Raw genomic sequence first — 16,390 nt, 5'->3', positions numbered from 1 at the left:
TCGCTTACAGCCGCCCCCTGATCCGGTCGCGGTAGGACCGCCCGTCCGGGTCATAGGCGAACCGGTACGCCGGCTCGGCCCACACCCGGGTCAGCGCACCCAGCCGCTCAGCGTTGTGCGGTCGTAGCCGGCCCGGCGGCCTTGGCCCCTGGCAGCCGGACGCGTACCACGCCTCCAATGCGTTGGCCGTATCGACGACTTCCTGTACTGCGGTGACCGGATCGACCAGTCCCCCGTCTTCACTGCCGTCCTCGGCCCGGTCCAGGTGCTCACGCATCAACCGCAACCTGAAATCGCGCGCGAAGACGCCGTCGGAATCGAGGACCGCACACGACAGTTCACTGTCGTGAGTCCACGACCGCCGGTTGAAATTGTCACTGCCCGAACACGCCCATACGTCGTCGATGACGCACACCTTCGCGTGCACGTACACCGGCGTGCCCTCATGATTCTCGACATCGAATATATGGACCCGCTCGGGTGCAGCCTGATGGCATGTCTCGATTGCCTGCCAACGACCAACCTTGTTGGGCGGCAACGCAAGTCGTCCGTCGACGTCCGGGTGGCGCGGTACGACTGCAACCAGGTGCAGCTCGGGGTTGTCGCGCAACGCCCGTGCGAACAGGTTGGCCACCTGCTTCGACCACAGATACTGGTCCTCGAGATAGATCAGCCGTCTGGCCCGCGGCACGGCCTTGCTGTAGCCGCGAGCGATGCTGCGCTCGCCGTGCGGCGCGAAGTCGTAGGCGAAATGCGCGTCGGGATAGGTGCGCAGCACCTGCACGGCATGCGGCCCACACGCGGGCGGGTCCGGCGGTTGCTTCGGCAACGGGTCGGCCGTCATATCGGCTCCACTCAGCTTGTCGCGCAGCCAGGCGAGCGGATTCAGCATGTCCAGCGACGCCGGGTCGTTCCACCGTTCCCGGAACGTCGTGTCGAGCGCGCCGAGCACCGGTCCCTTCAGCTGCAACTGCACGTCGTGCCACGGCGGCCGGTCCCCGTACTGCTTCGACATCTGTACCGCCTGCGGGTCACCCAGGTGCGACGCGTCGTCGCGGCGCGAGTGACACAGGTCGATACCGCCCGCGAACGCGACGTCTCGCTCCGGCGCGCCGGGATGCCGGATGACGACCAGCTTCTGATGATGCGAGCCGCCCATGCGGACCCGCTGGTCCAGCAGCACCTCCCCGCCCGCGGCCTCGATGCTCTCGCCGAGATGCCGGTTCTCCTCCTGGCTGTACTGCAGCGCGTCCAAATGTGACCGCCACACGAGACCCTTGACCACCACGCCGCGTTCAGCGGCGCGACAGAACAATTCGTCGACGGTCGGGCCCTGTTCGCGCATCCTCTCGTCCGGATCTCCCCGCCAGTCCGTGAAGAACACGTAGTCGCCCTCGCGCAGCGCCTCCACCTCGGTGACGAGTCGGTCGAAGTACGTCGAGCCGTGTACGAGGGGTTCGACCCGGTTTCCTTCGCACCAGGCCGGCAACTTCGACGCTGGGTTGCCGCGTTCGTCCTCGGTGAGGAACCACTCCGACAGGTTCACGGTCGCCGTCCTAACAGTCGATCTCGATACGACCGCCCGTCCGGGTCGTAGATCATCCGGTACGCGGGCTCGGCCCACAGCCGGGTAAGGGCGTCGACCCGTTCGATCTTGTGCGGGCGCAACCGTCCGGGCGGGCGCCGGCCGCGACGCCCCGACTCGTGCCATGACTCCAAAGCCTCCGCACACGAGATGATCTCGGCCACCGCGGTACTCGGATCGGTCAGTCCGGCGTCCTCAGTGCCGTCCTCGGCGCGATCGAGGTGCTCGCGCAGCAGCCGCAGTCGAACATCGCGCGCGAACACCTCGTCGGCGTCCAGCACCGCACACGACAGCTCACTGTCGTGTGTCCACGACCGCCGGTTGAAGTTGTCACTACCCACGCAGGCCCAGGTGTCGTCGATGACGCAGACCTTGGAGTGCACGTAAACCGGTGTGCCTTCGTGGTTTTCGACGTCGAACACATGCACCCGATCGGGCGCGACCCGCCGGCACGCGTCCAGCGCCAGCTGGCGCCCGACCAGGGTCGGCGGCCGCCCCAGACCGCCCTCCAGATCGAAATAGCGCGGAACCACCGCGACCAGGTGCAGTCCCGGACTCTCCGTCAGCGCGCCGACGAGCAGATCGGCGATCTCCTCGGACCACAGGTACTGATCCTCGAGATAGATCAGCCGCCTCGCCCGCCGGAACGCCTTGGTGTAGCCCCGGGCGATGGTCCGCTCGCCGTCCTTGGCGAACTCGTACTGGATCAAGGCGTCACCGTAGGTCCGCAGCACCTGCACCGCGTGCTGTCCGCACGCCGGTGGGTCCGGCGGCTGGTCCGGCAGCGGGCGCCGTGCCGCGTCGGGGCCGAGGAATCTGTCTCGCAGCCAGGCCAGCGGATTCAGCAGGTTCAGCGGCGCCCGCGCCGTCCAGCGCTCCCGGAAGGTGGTGTCCAGCGCGCCCACCACCGGCCCCCGCAACTGCAGCTGCACGTCATGCCACGGCGGGCGGTCCCCGTAGTGGGTCGACATGCGCACGGCCTGCGGGTCACCGCGGTGCGTGGCGTCGTCTCGACGCGAGTGACACAGGTCGATGCCGCCGATGAACGCCACGTCGCGCTCGGGATCGTCGGGCCGCCGCAACACCACCAGCCGTTGGTGGTGCGATCCGCCCAGCAGCACCCGCTGGTCCAGCAGGACCTGCCCGCCCGCACGCTCGATGGTCTCGCCGAGATGGCGGTTCTGCTCCTCGTTGAACTGCAGCATGTTCGGATAGGACCGCCACATCAGGCCCTTGACCAGAACGCCCCGCTCGGCCGCCGCGCGGAACAGTTCGGCGACGGTCGGTCCGCCCTCGCGCAGCCGCTGGTCGGCGTCACCGCGCCAGTCGGCGAAGAACAGGTGGTCACCCGGGCCGAGCGCCTCGACCTCGGCGACCAGCCGGTCGAAGTACGCCGCGCCGTGGATGAGGGCCTCGGCGCGGTTGCCCTCGCTCCATGCCGGCAGGTCCCAGCTGGGATTGCCGCGTTCAGCCGCCGTGAGGAACCACTCGGCCAGGACAGACACGCCGTGGAATGCCCACTCTGGCGTCAATTTACGCAATCCGCCCGGCCTGACCCTGCACCGTCGCGCCGCACGCCGAAATAATGTGCGGGTGACGTCGAAGGTCCTGTTCCTCTACAACGAGCATCTGGCGACCGAGGGCCTGCTCGGTGACGCGTTCACCGAGCAGGGCTTCGACGTCGACACCTTCGACGTGGTGCCAGCCGAACGCGTCGACTCCCCGGCAGGCGACGTCGTCTTCCCCGATCCGACCGGCTACGACGTGATCGTGCCGCTCGGCGCACGATGGCCGGTCTACGACGAGGCGCTGCGCGACACCTGGGTCAGTGCCGAGATGGCGATGGTGCGTGACGCCGTCGACGCCGGCGTGGCCGTCCTCGGCGTGTGCTTCGGCGGTCAACTCCTCGCGCAGGCGTTCGGCGGCACGGTCACCCGGTCACCCGCGCCCGAGATCGGCTGGTACGACGTCGCCAGCGACCACCCCGACCTGATCCCCGACGGGCCGTGGTTCCAGTGGCACTTCGACCGCTGGACGCTGCCGCCCGGCGCCACCGAACTCGCCCGCACCGCCGACGCGTCGCAGGCGTTTCGCCTGGGACGTGCGCTCGCGCTGCAGTTCCATCCCGAGATCGATCACCGGCTGCTGGACCTGTGGCTGGCCGACGACCGCGACGGCGAGGTCGTTGGGTTCGGCTCAACCCATGACGAACTGCGCTCGCGCACAACGCAACTCGCGGCTGACGCCGCTGAGCGGGTAAGTCGCCTGGTGCGGGGGTTCGTCACCCACGTCGTGCGTCAGCCGTGCCCGAGTTCGTGAGCGAGCGCGTCGGAGATGCCCGGACGCCGGAACCGGTGCCCCAGCGCCTGCAACTTGGCCGGCACGACGCGCTGATTGGCCTCGGCGAGTTCGCGAGCCCCCTGTGAACCCAGCAGCAACCGCGGCCCGAACGACGGCACCGGCACGATCGCCGGCCGGTGCAGCACCCCGGCCAGCGCCTTGGTGTAGTCGCCGTTGCGCACCGGGTCCGGGGCCACGGCGTTGACCGGCCCGGTCAGCCGGCTGTCGTAGAGCGCGCGGTAGTACACGTCGAGCAGGTCGTCGAGCCCGATCCAGGCCAACCACTGGCGACCGCTGCCCAATCGGCCACCCAGGCCGGCGGCGAACAGCGGGCGCATCAGCCGCAACGTACCGCCGCGCGCCGACTGCACGATGCCCGTGCGCACGTTGACCACCCGCAGCCCCGCCGCACCCGCCGGTTCGGTCGCGGCCTCCCAGTCCGACACCACGTCGGCGAGGAAGCCGTCACCGCGCACGCTGTCCTCGCACAACACCGCGTCGCCGCGGTCATAGCCGTAGATACCGACCGCCGAGGCGCTGACGAAGACGCCGGGCCCGTCCGACGCGTCGGCGGCCGCCTCGGCCAGGCGTCGCGTCGGCTCGATGCGGCTGGCGCGGATCGCGGTCTTGTGGGCGTCGGTGAACCGTCCGGCGATCGACTCGCCGGCCAGGTGCACCACCGCGTCGACCCCGTTCAGTAGGTCGGGCGATGGCCGGTCCGGGTCCCACTGCCGCTCGTCGTTGCCCCGCGCCGGGCCCCGCACCAACCGGATCACTCGGTGCCCGCCGGTGCTCAGAAACGCGCTCAACGCCGAGCCGACGAGGCCCGACGCTCCCGTGACGGCGACGACGAGCGAGCCAAGGCCCGCCGCTGCCGCGTCGCGGTGCGCGGCCAGGTCGTCGGCGAGCTGGCGGTGCCGGTAGACGAACATCGGCCGCAGGGCCGCCGCCGGCACCGGGGTGTCGACGCGGTCGCGCATCCGCGTGCCGCCGGGAACCTCATCGAACTCGTGGGTGTGGGTCCACCGGCCGACCAACCGCGGCGGCCATGAGGTCGGGCCGTCGGACGCGAGCACGTCGACGAAGCGGTGCGGCGGATCGAAGCCCGCCGGATCGTGCCGTGCCACCCAGCGCAGGCCGCCCGGCAGCCCGAGCACTGCGCGCCCGTCGGCCAGCGATTCTGTCTCGGCGATCACCGTCATCGGCTGCCAGGGCGGCACCAATCGCCGCATCGCGCCGGGCCGGGTGTGCCAGGCGAACACCTCGCCCAGTGGGTGCTCGACAACGCTCTCGAACTCGATGCCCATGATCCTCCGTTCCGCCGCTCCCCTGGAATATTCGTAGTCGTCGCGCCGATGGATTGCGTCCTGCCCGGGTACCCACGGTCGTAGGCTCGACAAAGTCGCACACCGGGAACTTCAGTGATGAGCGGATGGAGTGGACTCGCCCGCCGAAATGCGAGACGCGTGTTCCGGGACCGCCGAGAGGCCGGCGAGGTCCTGGCTGACGAGCTGACGTCCTATCGGGACAAGGACACCGTGGTGCTGGGCCTGGCCCGCGGCGGCGTCCCGGTGGCGTGGCAGGTGGCCCGCGCCCTGCACGCCCCCCTGGACGTGTTCCTGGTCCGCAAGCTCGGTGTGCCGCAATGGGAGGAACTCGCTATGGGCGCGCTGGCCAGCGGCGGCGGCGTGGTGATCAACGACAACCTGGTCCGCAGCCTCGGCATCAGCGAGGACGCAGTACAGGACGCGATCGCCCGCGAGACGGAGGAACTGCATCGGCGCGAGGTGGCGTACCGCGGTGACCGCCCGCCCGTCGACATCGCGGACCGGATCGCCATCCTGGTCGACGACGGAATCGCCACCGGCGCCAGCATGCTCGCCGCGGTGCGCGCGGTGCGCGCGTACGGGCCGGCGCAGGTGGTCGTCGCCGTACCCGTGGGGCCGGCGTCAGCGTGCCGGGAGTTGGCGACCGAAGCCGACGAGGTGGTGTGCGCGACCATGCCACCGGGCTTCGAGGCGGTCGGCCAGGTGTTCGCCGACTTCCATCAGGTCACCGACGACGAGGTACGCGAATTGCTGGCGTCCGGCTGAGCCGGGCCAATTGACTACTGCGCCAAGGGTTTAGCGAGTTCGGTCCTCGCCGGGCACGTCGCCGTCGGCCTGCTCGACCACCGAGGTCTCCGCCTCGTCCTCGGACTCGGCGGCCACCGTGGCGTCGTCCTCGGGATAGTCCTCGTAGTACTCCGGCTCGGGTTCGGTCCGGCCGGTGTCGGCGCCGCCGCGGCCGGCGGAGCGCTCCCGCACCGCGTCGACGATCAGCAGCAGCACACCGATCAGGCTGGCGCCGATGCACACCCAGGCGATCAGCTCATTGCTGGTGACAACCGCGGTCACCAGCGCAGCCAGCCCGATGACGGCGAGGACGAGCGCAACGATCAGCATGGATCAACCCTAGGTCGAAAGGTGGGAGCGCGGTGGCTCAGTTGTTGCCCCGGTTGAACTGGTTGAAGCCGCCGCCGTCCTGGCCGGCGCTGGAGTCGACCGGCGCGGCCGAACCGCGCTGGCCGAGCTCCTCGAGCTGCGATTCCAGGTAGGTCTTGAGCCGGGTACGGTATTCGCGCTCGAAGGTGCGCAACTGTTCGAGGCGACCCTCCAGCACGGAGCGCTGCTGGTTGATGGTGCCCATGATCTCGGAGTGCTTGCGCTCGGCGTCGGCCTGCAGGGCGTCGGCCTTCTCCTGGGCCTGGCGCAACTGCGCCTCGGACCGGGTCTGCGCATCGGCCAGCATCGCGTCGGCGCGCTGACGGGCCTCGGCGACGGTGGTCTCCGCGGTCTGCCGGGCCTCGCTGACCATCGCGTCGGCCTGCGCGCGCGCATCGGCGAGCAGCTTGTCCGATTCGGCTTTGGCGGTGCTGGTCAACCGGTCGGCGGTGTCCTGCGCCAGGCTGAGCACCTTGGCCGCCTTCAGCGCCTGGTCCTCGGAGGGCTGGGCGGGCGGCGCCTCGTAGGTGGGCTGAGGCGGGGCCGGCGGCGGCGTCGGCTCGGGGGCCGGCTCGTAGACGGGGATGGATTGGGTCGACTGTCCCCCGCCACCGGCGCCGGCACTGGCCAGCTCCTGGTCCAGTTCGGCGACCCGCTGGCGAAGATCGGCGTTCTCCTCGATGAGCCGAGTCAGCTCGTTCTCCACCAGATCGAGGAAGGCATCGACCTCGTCCTCGTTGTAGCCACGCTTGCCGATGGGCGGCTTGCTGAACGCGACATTGTGGACGTCAGCTGGTGTGAGCGGCATTGTCTGCCCCCTTGGAGTCTGGACCGTCAACCGATCTAAAAGTGTAAAGCCTTACTGGAACGTAACTGGCGTCCATCCTGTCACACCAGACGCGGCCGTTGCAGGAGAGGCTGAGAATTAAGACCGAATTTCAACATTGCCGGGTCGTTGACGCGATTCAGTGGCCGGAAATCAACCCCGGCAAACGGTCATCGAAAACTCCGAACGGGCCTGTGCGCACCCGGCTGTCAGGCCGCCGCGCCGAACGCCAGCTGCATGCCGATGAACGCCACCAGCAGCAGCACCATGATCGACAGGTCGAACCGCACGGCACCTATCGTGAGCTGGGGAATGATTCGCCGCAGCAGCTTCACCGGCGGATCGGTGAGCGTCATGATGACCTCCAGGATCACCACGGTGGCGCCCTTCGGATGCCAGTCACGGGAGAAGGAGCGGATGAACTCGACGACGACCCGGGCGATCAGCAGCAGCCAGAACACGAACAGCGCGAAACCCAGGATTTCGAAGAAGAGCGACAACTAAGCCGACCTCACTACGGGCAGGGGTGTGACATTAGATACAGCCCCTCACGGCCGGTCACAGCCCGAGGTGCGACGCCAGCCTACCTGTCCGCGCGCCTGCCCTACTGGTAGGCGTAGAAGCCGGCCTCGGCGATGCGGCGCCGCTGCTCGGCCGTCACGTCCACGTCGGCAGGCGACAGCAGGAACACCTTGGTGGCGACCTTGTCGAACGAACCGCGCAGCGCGAAGGCCAGACCGGCGGCGAAGTCGACCAACCGCTTGGCGTCGGCGTTGTCCATCGAGACCAGGTCCATGATCACCGGGGTGCCGTCACGGAAACGCTCGCCGATGGTGCGGGCCTCGCTGTAGTCCTTGGGCCGCAGAGTTGTGATCTTCGACAGCGGACTGCCCGCCTCGAACAGCTCGGCCATCCGGCGCGGGTCCATCGCCAGCGCGCCGCGGGTGGCACCGCGCATCGCGCCGAGACGTGGTGCCGGCCGGTCGAATTCACGCGGCAGACGCGGCCGGGGCTCGAACCGCTCGTCGTGGTAGCCGCTGCGGTAGCCCGCGGGTGCGTCGTCGTAGTCGCGGTCGTCATAGCCCCGAAGGCCTGGGCCGTAACCCTCCTCGTCGAAGCGATCCTCCCGGCTGCGTCGCGAATAACCACGCGAGGGACCGCGGTCGTCGTCGTCGTAGTACTCGTCGTCGTAGTCGTCCATCGGGGCCATACCGAAGTAGGCCTTGACCTTGTGGAGTGTGCTCATCGCTCGACCCTTCTGATGACCTTGGACTCTGGTGTCTGTGATGAAGATGTGACTGGAGTGACTACTCCTGGTGACGGTAAGGGACGCTGGCCAAATAACGCGGTACCGACACGCACACAAGTCGAGCCGTGTTTGACCGCCACCTCGAGGTCGTCCGACATTCCGGCCGACATCCCGAGGCGTTGCGGGTAGTCGGCCTGTACCCGCTGATGCTCGACCTGAAGACGGCCGAAGGCGGCCTCCGCGTCGACGCCGAGCGGCGGAATCGCCATCAGCCCGACGAACTCGAGACCGCCGGCGGCGTGCGCGGCGGCACACATCTCGTCGACCGCCCCTGGAGTTTCGACGTCCACGCCGCCGCGCTTGTCGTCGCCGTCGAGGCTCACCTGGATGTACACGCGCAGCGGCTCGGCCCGCCTGCCCTCGGCCAGCGCCTCGCCCGCCGCGCGGTCCAGCGCGTCGAGCACCTTGCGACTGTCGACGGAGTGCGCGGCGTACGCCCAGCCCGCGATCGCTCGCGCTTTGTTGCGCTGAATTCGGCCGACCATGTGCCAGCGAATGGGTCCGAGGTTCCGGAATTCGCCGATTTCGGCGACTTTATTCGACGCCTCCTGCTCGCGGGATTCGCCGAAAGACTCGCATCCCAAACGACGCAGAATAATGACGTCACTCGCGGGAAAGAATTTCGTGACCGGAAGCAATTCTATTTCTCCGGCATCGCGTCCGGCGGCGTCGGCGGCTGCGGTCACCCGTGCGCGCACCGCCTCCAGGGCGTCGGCCAGTTCCTGCTCGCGAGTCGTCGCCACGATGACCGTCACTCCATCCACACCAGCGACGCCAGCCGACCGGTCGGGGCGCCCCGCCGGTGACTGAACAGGTTCCTGTCGTCGACCGTGCAGCGCGGGTCCACGTCAATCGCCGTGACCCCCAAACCCGTTAACTGTCTTGCGATTCCGGCCCGCAGGTCCAGCCCAGGCGTCCCCCTGGCGGTGGTGGTGCGGCTGCCCGGCAGGGCGGCCTCCACCTCGGCGGCCATCGCGTCGGGAACCTCGTAGTTGCGGCCGCTGACCGCGGGCCCCAGCAGCGCCGAGATGTCTTCGGGGCGGGCGCCCAACCTCAGCATCTCCTCCACCGTGCGCGGCACGACGCCGTGCTGTGCGCCGACCCGACCCGCGTGCACGGCCGCCACCACACCGGCGCGGGCGTCGCCCATTAATACCGGTACGCAATCGGCGGTAACCACCGCCAATGCCAAACGTCGCCGAGTAGTAACCAATGCGTCAGTTTTGTCGACCGGCGCGTCCCGAGGTTGATCCACCACGACGACGTGATCGCTGTGCACTTGATTCATCCAGACGATTCCGTCGTCACCCAATCCGATCGCCGCGGTCAACCGTTTGCGGTTCGCGGCGACCGCCCCGGGATCGTCGCCCACGTGGTCGCCCAGATTGAACGTGTCGAACGGCGGTGCGGAGACACCGCCGGCGCGTGTGGTGGTCACGCGGCGTATGCGAACCGTCACGGTCGCCAGTATGGGCCGCGCGTCAGTGGCGCATGAATGGCGGCACGTCGACGTCGTCATCGGCGATACCACCGTCGTCCCCGCCGATGCTGACCGTCGCGCCGTTGGTGTGCACCGGCACGCTGGCCGGGTCCGCCGGTTCGAACAGCGACGTCGACACCTTGCCGGCCTTGCCCGGTGTGATGCCCTGTCCCTCGGCCGGGCTGACGACCGGTTTCCGTCCCGGCCCCGCAGAGTCGAAGCCCGCGGCGATGACCGTCACCCGTACCTCGTCGCCCAGCGAGTCGTCGATGACCGTGCCGAAGATGATGTTGGCGTCCGGGTGGGCGGCGTCCTGCACCAGCGAAGCGGCCTCGTTGATCTCGAACAGACCGAGGTCGCTACCGCCCGCCACCGACAGCAGCACACCCTGGGCGCCTTCCATGGACGCCTCGAGCAGCGGTGAGTTGATCGCGATCTCGGCGGCCTTGAGCGCACGCCCGTCACCGCGTGCCGACCCGATGCCCATCAGCGCGGTGCCCGCCCCGCTCATCACCCCCTTGACGTCGGCGAAGTCCACGTTGATCAGGCCGGGCGTGGTGATCAGGTCGGTGATGCCCTGAACGCCGTTGAGCAGCACCTCGTCCGCGCTGCGGAACGCATCCATCAACGAGACCGCGGCGTCGCCCATCTGCAGCAGACGGTCGTTCGGGATGACGATCAGCGTGTCGCAGCTCTCGCGCAGTGACTGGATACCGTTCTCGGCCTGGTTGGACCGCCTTTTGCCCTCGAATGAGAACGGCCGCGTCACCACGCCGACCGTCAGCGCACCGAGCTTGCGCGCGATCGACGCGACGACGGGTGCGCCACCGGTGCCGGTGCCACCGCCCTCGCCCGCGGTGACGAACACCATGTCGGCGCCGCGCAGCAGCTCCTCGATGTCGTCTTTGGCGTCCTCGGCGGCCTTGCGCCCGACCTCGGGGTCGGCGCCCGCGCCAAGACCGCGCGTCGAGTCACGACCGACGTCGAGCTTGACGTCGGCGTCGCTCATCAACAACGCCTGCGCGTCGGTGTTGATGGCGATGAACTCCACGCCCTTGAGACCCTGCTCGATCATCCGGTTGACGGCGTTGACTCCACCGCCGCCGATGCCGACCACCTTGATGACGGCGAGGTAATTGTGTGGGGGGGTCATCGGGATTGCCTTCCTCCCAGGTTGCGGACGACACGCCGACCGCTTGGCAAACTCTAAACCTCAACCAGAGGGTTATAGTTATGTCAAGTTGTTCCGCGCATCCAGAACGGTAGGGCGAGGTCGCGCCGTTGCGATGCAGGCGCGCCGACACGCGGCGGAAGATTTTTCCGGCTATTTCACCGTCGGCAGGTCCGGGCTCGATACGTCGTACGTGCGCCCGGGCTGCGTGAGCAGCGCCCCGAGCTTGGCCGCCTTCTCCTCTGTGCGGTCGGTAGTCCCCCAGACCACCTGCCGACCGTCGATGAGCTGCAGCGTGATTGCCGCAACCGACGGCGCGGCGACTCGGGCGACCTGCGCGGCGACCTCCGGGCGCAACGACGTCATCACCTGCAGCGCGGCCTTGGTGGGCGGGTCGTTGGGACCGGGGTTCTCCGCGTCGAGATACGGCACGCCCGGCGGCGGCGGTCCGATCGCGAAGTCCACGCCGTCACGGTCGAAAAGGTGCGGCCCGTCGGGAAAGTCCTTGACCACCACGGGCAGCCGTTCCACCACGGTGATCCGCAGCGTCGAGGGGTACTGCCGCTGGACGCGCGCCGTCGCGATCCGCCGGATCTCGGCCACCCGTTCGGCCACGGCGTCCGTGTCGACCTGCAACAACGGCGTACCCGGTGCGACGGCCGCGGCGGCCGCGATCTCCTCCTGAGTCAGCGCGCCGAGCCCGGTCACCACGGTGTTGCGCACCGACATGATCGGGCTGAAGTACAGCAGCAGGCCCAGTCCGACGACGATCACGCTGACCAGCGCCGACCACATCAGCACCTTGAGGCCGCGGACCGTGCCGCGGATGTTCCTCTTCTCCTCAGCGGGCGTGCCCATCACGCGTCGCTTGGCTTCGCGGCGGGCCTGTTCGATCGCGGTGGCGCGGGCTTGTGCGACGCGGCGCTCCTCACGCTCCCGGCGCGCCCGCCGGCGCGGTCCCTCGAAATCCGGAGCCGCGTCGCCGGCCGGGGACGGCTCCGCCGCCTCGGCCGGGTCTGCGGGTTCGGCCGGCCCGGAGGTGTCGGTCGGCTCGGTCATCGCATGCCGGCCCCCGGTCGGCCCGGTGCGCTGCGGTTTGCCTTGACCCGCAGTGCAGCAAGGATTTCCGGGCCCAGCATCGTGACGTCACCGGCGCCCATGGTGACGACGACATCGTTCGGTTCGGCCGCTTCGGCGACGCGCCCGGCGACCGCCGAGAGGTCGGGCACGTAGGTGACCGGAACGGTGACGTGTTCGGCGATGCTCGCGCCACTCACACCCGCGATCGGCTGTTCGCGGGCCGCGTAGACGTCGAGCACGAACACCTCGTCGGCGCCGTTCAGCGCCTGCCCGAAGTCCCTGGCGAAAGCTTCTGTGCGCGAATACAAGTGCGGCTGAAACACCACGATCGAGCGACCGCTGCCGGACTGTTGGGTCACCGTCCGCACCGCGCTCAGCGTGGCGCCGACCTCGGTCGGATGGTGCGCGTAGTCATCAAAGACGCGGACCCCGCTCGCCGTCCCGACCAGCTCGAACCGGCGCCGCACCCCCTCGAAGCCGGACAGGCCGTCGAGCACGGCGTCGACGGGCGCCCCGATGTCGACCGCGGCCAGCACGGCACCGAGCGCGTTGAGCGCCATGTGCCTGCCAGGTATCGACAGCCGCATCACCCGCGGATACGGCTCGTCGGCGAGTTGGATGTGCGCGACCGCGCCGGTGTCGTGCTGTTCCCAGCTCAACAGCGTGCCCTGCAGCGGCAGGCTCGGGTCACTGCCGTACCGCAGCACCCTGATACCCAGCTCCGCGGTGCGCTCGGCGAGCGCTGCCGCGCCCGGGTCGTCGGTGCAAACCACAAGAGCACCACCGGGTTTGAGCCGTTCGACGAAGGCGTCGAACACGGCGCTGTACGCCTCGGCGCTGCCGAAGAAGTCGAGATGGTCGGCCTCGATGTTCGTGACCACCGCCACGTCGGGGGTGTACTCGAGCAGCGAGCCGTCACTCTCGTCGGCCTCGGCCACGAAGCACTCACCGCTGCCGTTGTGCGCGTTGGTGCCCGCTTCGCCGAGATCGCCGCCGACGGCGAACGAGGGGTCGAATCCGCTGTGCTGCAACGCCACGATGAGCATCGAGGTGGTGGTGGTCTTACCGTGCGTGCCGGTGACCATCAGCGTCGTGTGGCCGGCCATCAGCTTGGCCAGCACCACCGGACGCAGGATCACCGGGATTCCGCGCCGACGCGCCTCCACCAGTTCGAGATTCGTCTTGGGGATGGCGGCGTGCGTGGTGACCACGGCGGTCGGCCCGCCGGGCAGCATGTCGAGCGACGACGCGTCGTGCCCAATGCGGATCGCGGCGCCGCGGGCCCGCAGCGCCGCCACCGCCCGCGACTCCTTGGCGTCCGATCCGGACACCAGCCCGCCTCGGTCCAGCAGGATGCGGGCGATGCCCGACATGCCCGCTCCCCCGATGCCGACCATGTGCACCCGCTGCAGTTCGGGGGGGAGCGACTTCCCGTTCACCGCTTGGCCTTTCGGGCCACATCCAGGGCGATCTGGGCGACGCGTTGGGCGGCGTCGCGGTGCCCGGCCAGCGCGGCGGCCGCGGTCATCGCCTGCAGCCGGCCGGTGTCGGTGAGCAGGACGACGACGGTGTCGGCGACGAACGACGGTGTCAGGTCGGCGTCGTCGACGAGCAGTCCACCGCCGGCGTCGACCACCGGCAGCGCGTTGAGCCGCTGCTCGCCGTTGCCGATCGGCAGCGGGACGTACACCGCGGGCAGGCCGATCGCGGTGAGTTCGGCGACCGTCATCGCCCCGGACCGGCAGATCGCGAGGTCGGCGGCGGCGTAGGCGAGGTCCATCCGGTCGAGGTAGGGCACCGCGACGTAGGGAGGGTCGCCGTCGGCGGGCTCGCGCAGCTCGAGGGTGTTCTTGGGTCCGTGCGCATGCAACACCGAGACACCCGCGGCGGCAAGGTCTTTGGCGGCCGCGGCCACCGCACGGTTGAGCGACTGCGCGCCCTGCGATCCGCCGAACACCAAGAGCACCCGCGCGTCGGGGTCGAACCCGAAGTGGGCGCGGGCTTGCTCGCGCAGCGCAATCCGGTCCAGCGAGGTGATCGCCGCGCGCACCGGCACCCCGACCACCTCGACACGTCTGAGCCCGGGATCGGCGACCGCGGCGAGCACCCGGTCCGCACCTCGGGCGCCGACCTTGTTGGCCCATCCGGCGCTGGCGTTGGCCTCGTGCACCACCACCGGCACTCGGCGGCGTCGCGGCCCTCCCCTGGCCGCCAGGTAGGCGGGAACCGCCACGTAACCGCCGAAGCCGACGATCACGTCCGCGTCGACCTCATCGAGCACCGCGCGGGTTTCGCGCACCGCCCGCCGCACCCGGGCCGGCAGGCGGAGCAGATCGCCGGAGAGTTTGCGAGGAAGCGGAACCGGCGTGATGAGCTGCAACCGGTAGCCCCGTTCGGGCACTAACCGGGTCTCCAGACCCCGCACCGTGCCCAGCGCGGTGATCCGTACGCCCGGATCGAGCGCGGTGAGCGCGTCGGCCACCGCCATCGCCGGTTCGACGTGCCCCGCGGTGCCACCACCCGCGAGCACCACGGACACCCCCCGGTCGCTTCGCTCCTGCCCCCCGGGGACGGACACCGTGTCGCTCACCCGTAACGCTGACCTTCCAATGTGCGCCGCCGGCCTCTCTCGGGCCGGCCGCCTCCATGATGCCTTGAGGCCCGCACGGGTCGGCCGGCCGCATGGCCTTTGCGCCGCTCGTCGGCGACTGGTTTGCGCCCGGACGAGGCGCCCTGCTTGGCCGGCCGCGCCCGCTCGGCCCGCTTCGGGTCCTTCTTGCGTTCGGACTTGTGCGCTTTCTGCGACCGCAGCCGGTCCCGCAGCGCCTCCGTGCGCGTCGGCGCATACGGGGCGGGCAACGGCAGGCGCAGCAGCTTGTTGACCCGGTCGTCGCGGCCTGCGCGCAACGCGGCCACCGCCTCGGGTTCGTGGCGCGCCGCGTTGGCCATCAGCCCGATCATGAAAAGCGTTGTTGCCGTTGACGTTCCACCGGCCGAGATGAGCGGCAGCTGCAGCCCGGTCACCGGTAGCAGCCCGACCACGTAGCCGACGTTGATGAAGACCTGCCCCATGATCCACAGCGTCGCGGTGGCGGTCAGCAGGCGCAGGAACGGGTCGGCCGAGCGGCGGGCGATGCGCATGCCCGTATAGGCGAACAGCCCGAACAGACAGAGCAGACCGGCGGCGCCGATGAAGCCGAGTTCCTCGCCGATGATCGCGAAGATGAAGTCGTTGTGGGCGTTGGGCAGATAGTTCCACTTGGCCGCGCCCTGGCCCAGCCCGTCGCCGAAAACGCCGCCGTTGGCCAGCGCGAACCGCGCCTGCCTGGCCTGGTACCCCGACCCCTGCGCATCCGCGGCCGGGTTGAGCCAGGACTGCACGCGCGCGGACCGGTACCCCTCAACCATGGCCAGCACCGCCGCCGACACGACGACCATGAACAGTGAGGACAGGAACACCCGCAGCGGCAGGCCCGCGTACCAGAGCAGGCCGAGCAGGATGATGCCCAGCGACACCGTCTGCCCGAGGTCGGGCTGGGCGACGATGAGCGCCAGCGCGACGAACGCCGCGGGCACCAGCGGGATCAGCATCTCCCGCAGCGACGCGTGCTCCATGCGGCGGGCGGCCAACAGGTGCGCACCCCAGATCGCGAACGCGATCTTCGCCAGTTCGGAGGGCTGCATCGAGAACCCGGCGACGACGAACCAGCCGCGGGATCCGTTGGCCACGGTGCCGATACCGGGAATCAGCACCAGCACCAGCAGCACGATGCTGAACGCGAAGCCCGAGAACGCCAGGCTGCGCATCAGCGCGACGGGCACCCGCAGCGCGATGTAGAACGCGAACAGCCCGATGACCGTCCACATCACCTGCTTGGCGAAGACCACCCACGGCGATCCGTCCGTGTCGTAGGAGTAGACGCCCGAGGCGGACAGCACCATCGTCAGCCCCAGGCTCGTCAGCAGGGCCGCGACGGCGATGATCAGGTGGAACGACGTCATCGGCCGGCCGAGCCAGGCACCGAACCGGGTGCGCGGCCCGCGTGCCTCGACCGTGGGCTCGGCGGGCTTGTCCTCTGCGCCCGTCCTGCGGTGCCGCAAACGGGTCAGGATGTT

The 16,390-nt window shown here is 69.5% G+C and carries 15 protein-coding genes and 1 pseudogene; 2 read left to right on the top strand and 14 right to left on the bottom strand.

Annotated elements, in window-relative coordinates; translation table 11 throughout:
• Positions 1-4: 4 nt before the first annotated feature.
• Both ABGB19_RS12675 and ABGB19_RS12670 read right to left on the bottom strand, forming a co-directional pair.
• Positions 5-1,546: a phospholipase D-like domain-containing protein gene (locus ABGB19_RS12675; RefSeq protein WP_347686317.1), complete on the bottom strand. Its 1,542-nt coding sequence runs from the start codon at positions 1,544-1,546 to the stop codon at positions 5-7.
• Positions 1,543-3,090, bottom strand: a complete 1,548-nt coding sequence (locus ABGB19_RS12670; RefSeq protein WP_347686316.1) for a phospholipase D-like domain-containing protein — start codon at positions 3,088-3,090, stop codon at positions 1,543-1,545. The genes ABGB19_RS12675 and ABGB19_RS12670 overlap by 4 nt, the downstream gene beginning before the upstream one ends.
• A gap of 88 nt (positions 3,091-3,178) precedes the next feature.
• Between ABGB19_RS12670 and ABGB19_RS12665 the strand changes: the two genes are divergently transcribed.
• Positions 3,179-3,904, top strand: coding sequence for a type 1 glutamine amidotransferase (locus ABGB19_RS12665; protein WP_347686315.1), 726 nt, complete (start codon positions 3,179-3,181; stop codon positions 3,902-3,904).
• Here ABGB19_RS12665 and ABGB19_RS12660 read toward each other — a convergent pair.
• Entirely contained in the window at positions 3,883-5,232 is a 1,350-nt protein-coding gene (locus ABGB19_RS12660; RefSeq protein ID WP_347686314.1) for a TIGR01777 family oxidoreductase, read from the bottom strand. The genes ABGB19_RS12665 and ABGB19_RS12660 overlap by 22 nt on opposite strands.
• Before the next feature lie 156 nt (positions 5,233-5,388).
• Here ABGB19_RS12660 and ABGB19_RS12655 point away from each other — a divergent pair.
• Positions 5,389-6,018, top strand: a pseudogene (locus ABGB19_RS12655) (phosphoribosyltransferase); the annotation flags it as partial.
• 30 nt (positions 6,019-6,048) lie between these two features.
• Here the strand turns inward: ABGB19_RS12655 and ABGB19_RS12650 are convergent.
• From ABGB19_RS12650 to ftsW, 11 genes are all read right to left on the bottom strand, one after another.
• Positions 6,049-6,369: a DUF308 domain-containing protein gene (locus ABGB19_RS12650; protein WP_347686313.1), complete on the bottom strand. Its 321-nt coding sequence runs from the start codon at positions 6,367-6,369 to the stop codon at positions 6,049-6,051.
• Positions 6,370-6,406: 37 nt separating this feature from the next.
• Complete coding sequence (locus ABGB19_RS12645) at positions 6,407-7,216, bottom strand: DivIVA domain-containing protein (protein ID WP_347686312.1); 810 nt, start codon at positions 7,214-7,216, stop codon at positions 6,407-6,409.
• A 227-nt stretch (positions 7,217-7,443) separates the two neighbouring features.
• On the bottom strand, positions 7,444-7,734 hold the full coding sequence (locus ABGB19_RS12640; RefSeq protein WP_238886397.1) for a YggT family protein: 291 nt from the start codon (positions 7,732-7,734) through the stop codon (positions 7,444-7,446).
• A 104-nt stretch (positions 7,735-7,838) separates the two neighbouring features.
• A complete protein-coding gene (locus ABGB19_RS12635; RefSeq protein WP_347686311.1) occupies positions 7,839-8,480 on the bottom strand; it encodes a cell division protein SepF in 642 nt (213 codons plus the stop codon).
• Entirely contained in the window at positions 8,477-9,298 is an 822-nt protein-coding gene (locus tag ABGB19_RS12630; RefSeq protein ID WP_347686310.1) for a YggS family pyridoxal phosphate-dependent enzyme, read from the bottom strand. The genes ABGB19_RS12635 and ABGB19_RS12630 overlap by 4 nt, the downstream gene beginning before the upstream one ends.
• The gene (gene pgeF, locus ABGB19_RS12625) at positions 9,295-10,002 is read right to left on the bottom strand and encodes a peptidoglycan editing factor PgeF (protein WP_347686309.1); all 708 of its coding nucleotides are present in this window, start codon (positions 10,000-10,002) and stop codon (positions 9,295-9,297) included. The genes ABGB19_RS12630 and pgeF overlap by 4 nt, the downstream gene beginning before the upstream one ends.
• A gap of 22 nt (positions 10,003-10,024) precedes the next feature.
• Complete coding sequence (gene ftsZ / locus ABGB19_RS12620; protein ID WP_347686308.1) at positions 10,025-11,176, bottom strand: cell division protein FtsZ; 1,152 nt, start codon at positions 11,174-11,176, stop codon at positions 10,025-10,027.
• Positions 11,177-11,347: 171 nt separating this feature from the next.
• A complete protein-coding gene (locus ABGB19_RS12615) occupies positions 11,348-12,253 on the bottom strand; it encodes a cell division protein FtsQ/DivIB (protein ID WP_347686307.1) in 906 nt (301 codons plus the stop codon).
• Complete coding sequence (murC, locus tag ABGB19_RS12610) at positions 12,250-13,713, bottom strand: UDP-N-acetylmuramate--L-alanine ligase (RefSeq protein ID WP_347686306.1); 1,464 nt, start codon at positions 13,711-13,713, stop codon at positions 12,250-12,252. Before murC ends, ABGB19_RS12615 begins: the two co-directional genes overlap by 4 nt.
• The gene (murG, locus tag ABGB19_RS12605; RefSeq protein WP_347686305.1) at positions 13,710-14,864 is read right to left on the bottom strand and encodes an undecaprenyldiphospho-muramoylpentapeptide beta-N-acetylglucosaminyltransferase; all 1,155 of its coding nucleotides are present in this window, start codon (positions 14,862-14,864) and stop codon (positions 13,710-13,712) included. The genes murC and murG overlap by 4 nt, the downstream gene beginning before the upstream one ends.
• Entirely contained in the window at positions 14,861-16,387 is a 1,527-nt protein-coding gene (ftsW, locus tag ABGB19_RS12600; RefSeq protein ID WP_347686717.1) for a putative lipid II flippase FtsW, read from the bottom strand. The genes murG and ftsW overlap by 4 nt, the downstream gene beginning before the upstream one ends.
• Positions 16,388-16,390 lie beyond the last annotated feature (3 nt).

Origin of the sequence: Mycobacterium sp. B14F4, assembly GCF_039871645.1 — a bacterium.
GTDB lineage: Bacteria > Actinomycetota > Actinomycetes > Mycobacteriales > Mycobacteriaceae > Mycobacterium.
This window is presented reverse-complemented; position numbering and strand designations above follow the sequence as displayed.

What these genes read in the sequence shown, in the direction of transcription:
- ABGB19_RS12650 (WP_347686313.1), bottom strand. Translation starts at nt 6,369, where the DNA reads ATGCTGATCGTTGCGCTCGTCCTCGCCGTCATCGGGCTGGCTGCGCTG.
- ABGB19_RS12645 (WP_347686312.1), bottom strand. Translation starts at nt 7,216, where the DNA reads ATGCCGCTCACACCAGCTGACGTCCACAATGTCGCGTTCAGCAAGCCG.
- ABGB19_RS12660 (WP_347686314.1), bottom strand. Translation starts at nt 5,232, where the DNA reads ATGGGCATCGAGTTCGAGAGCGTTGTCGAGCACCCACTGGGCGAGGTG.
- ABGB19_RS12615 (WP_347686307.1), bottom strand. Translation starts at nt 12,253, where the DNA reads ATGACCGAGCCGACCGACACCTCCGGGCCGGCCGAACCCGCAGACCCG.
- ftsZ (WP_347686308.1), bottom strand. Translation starts at nt 11,176, where the DNA reads ATGACCCCCCCACACAATTACCTCGCCGTCATCAAGGTGGTCGGCATC.
- ABGB19_RS12635 (WP_347686311.1), bottom strand. Translation starts at nt 8,480, where the DNA reads ATGAGCACACTCCACAAGGTCAAGGCCTACTTCGGTATGGCCCCGATG.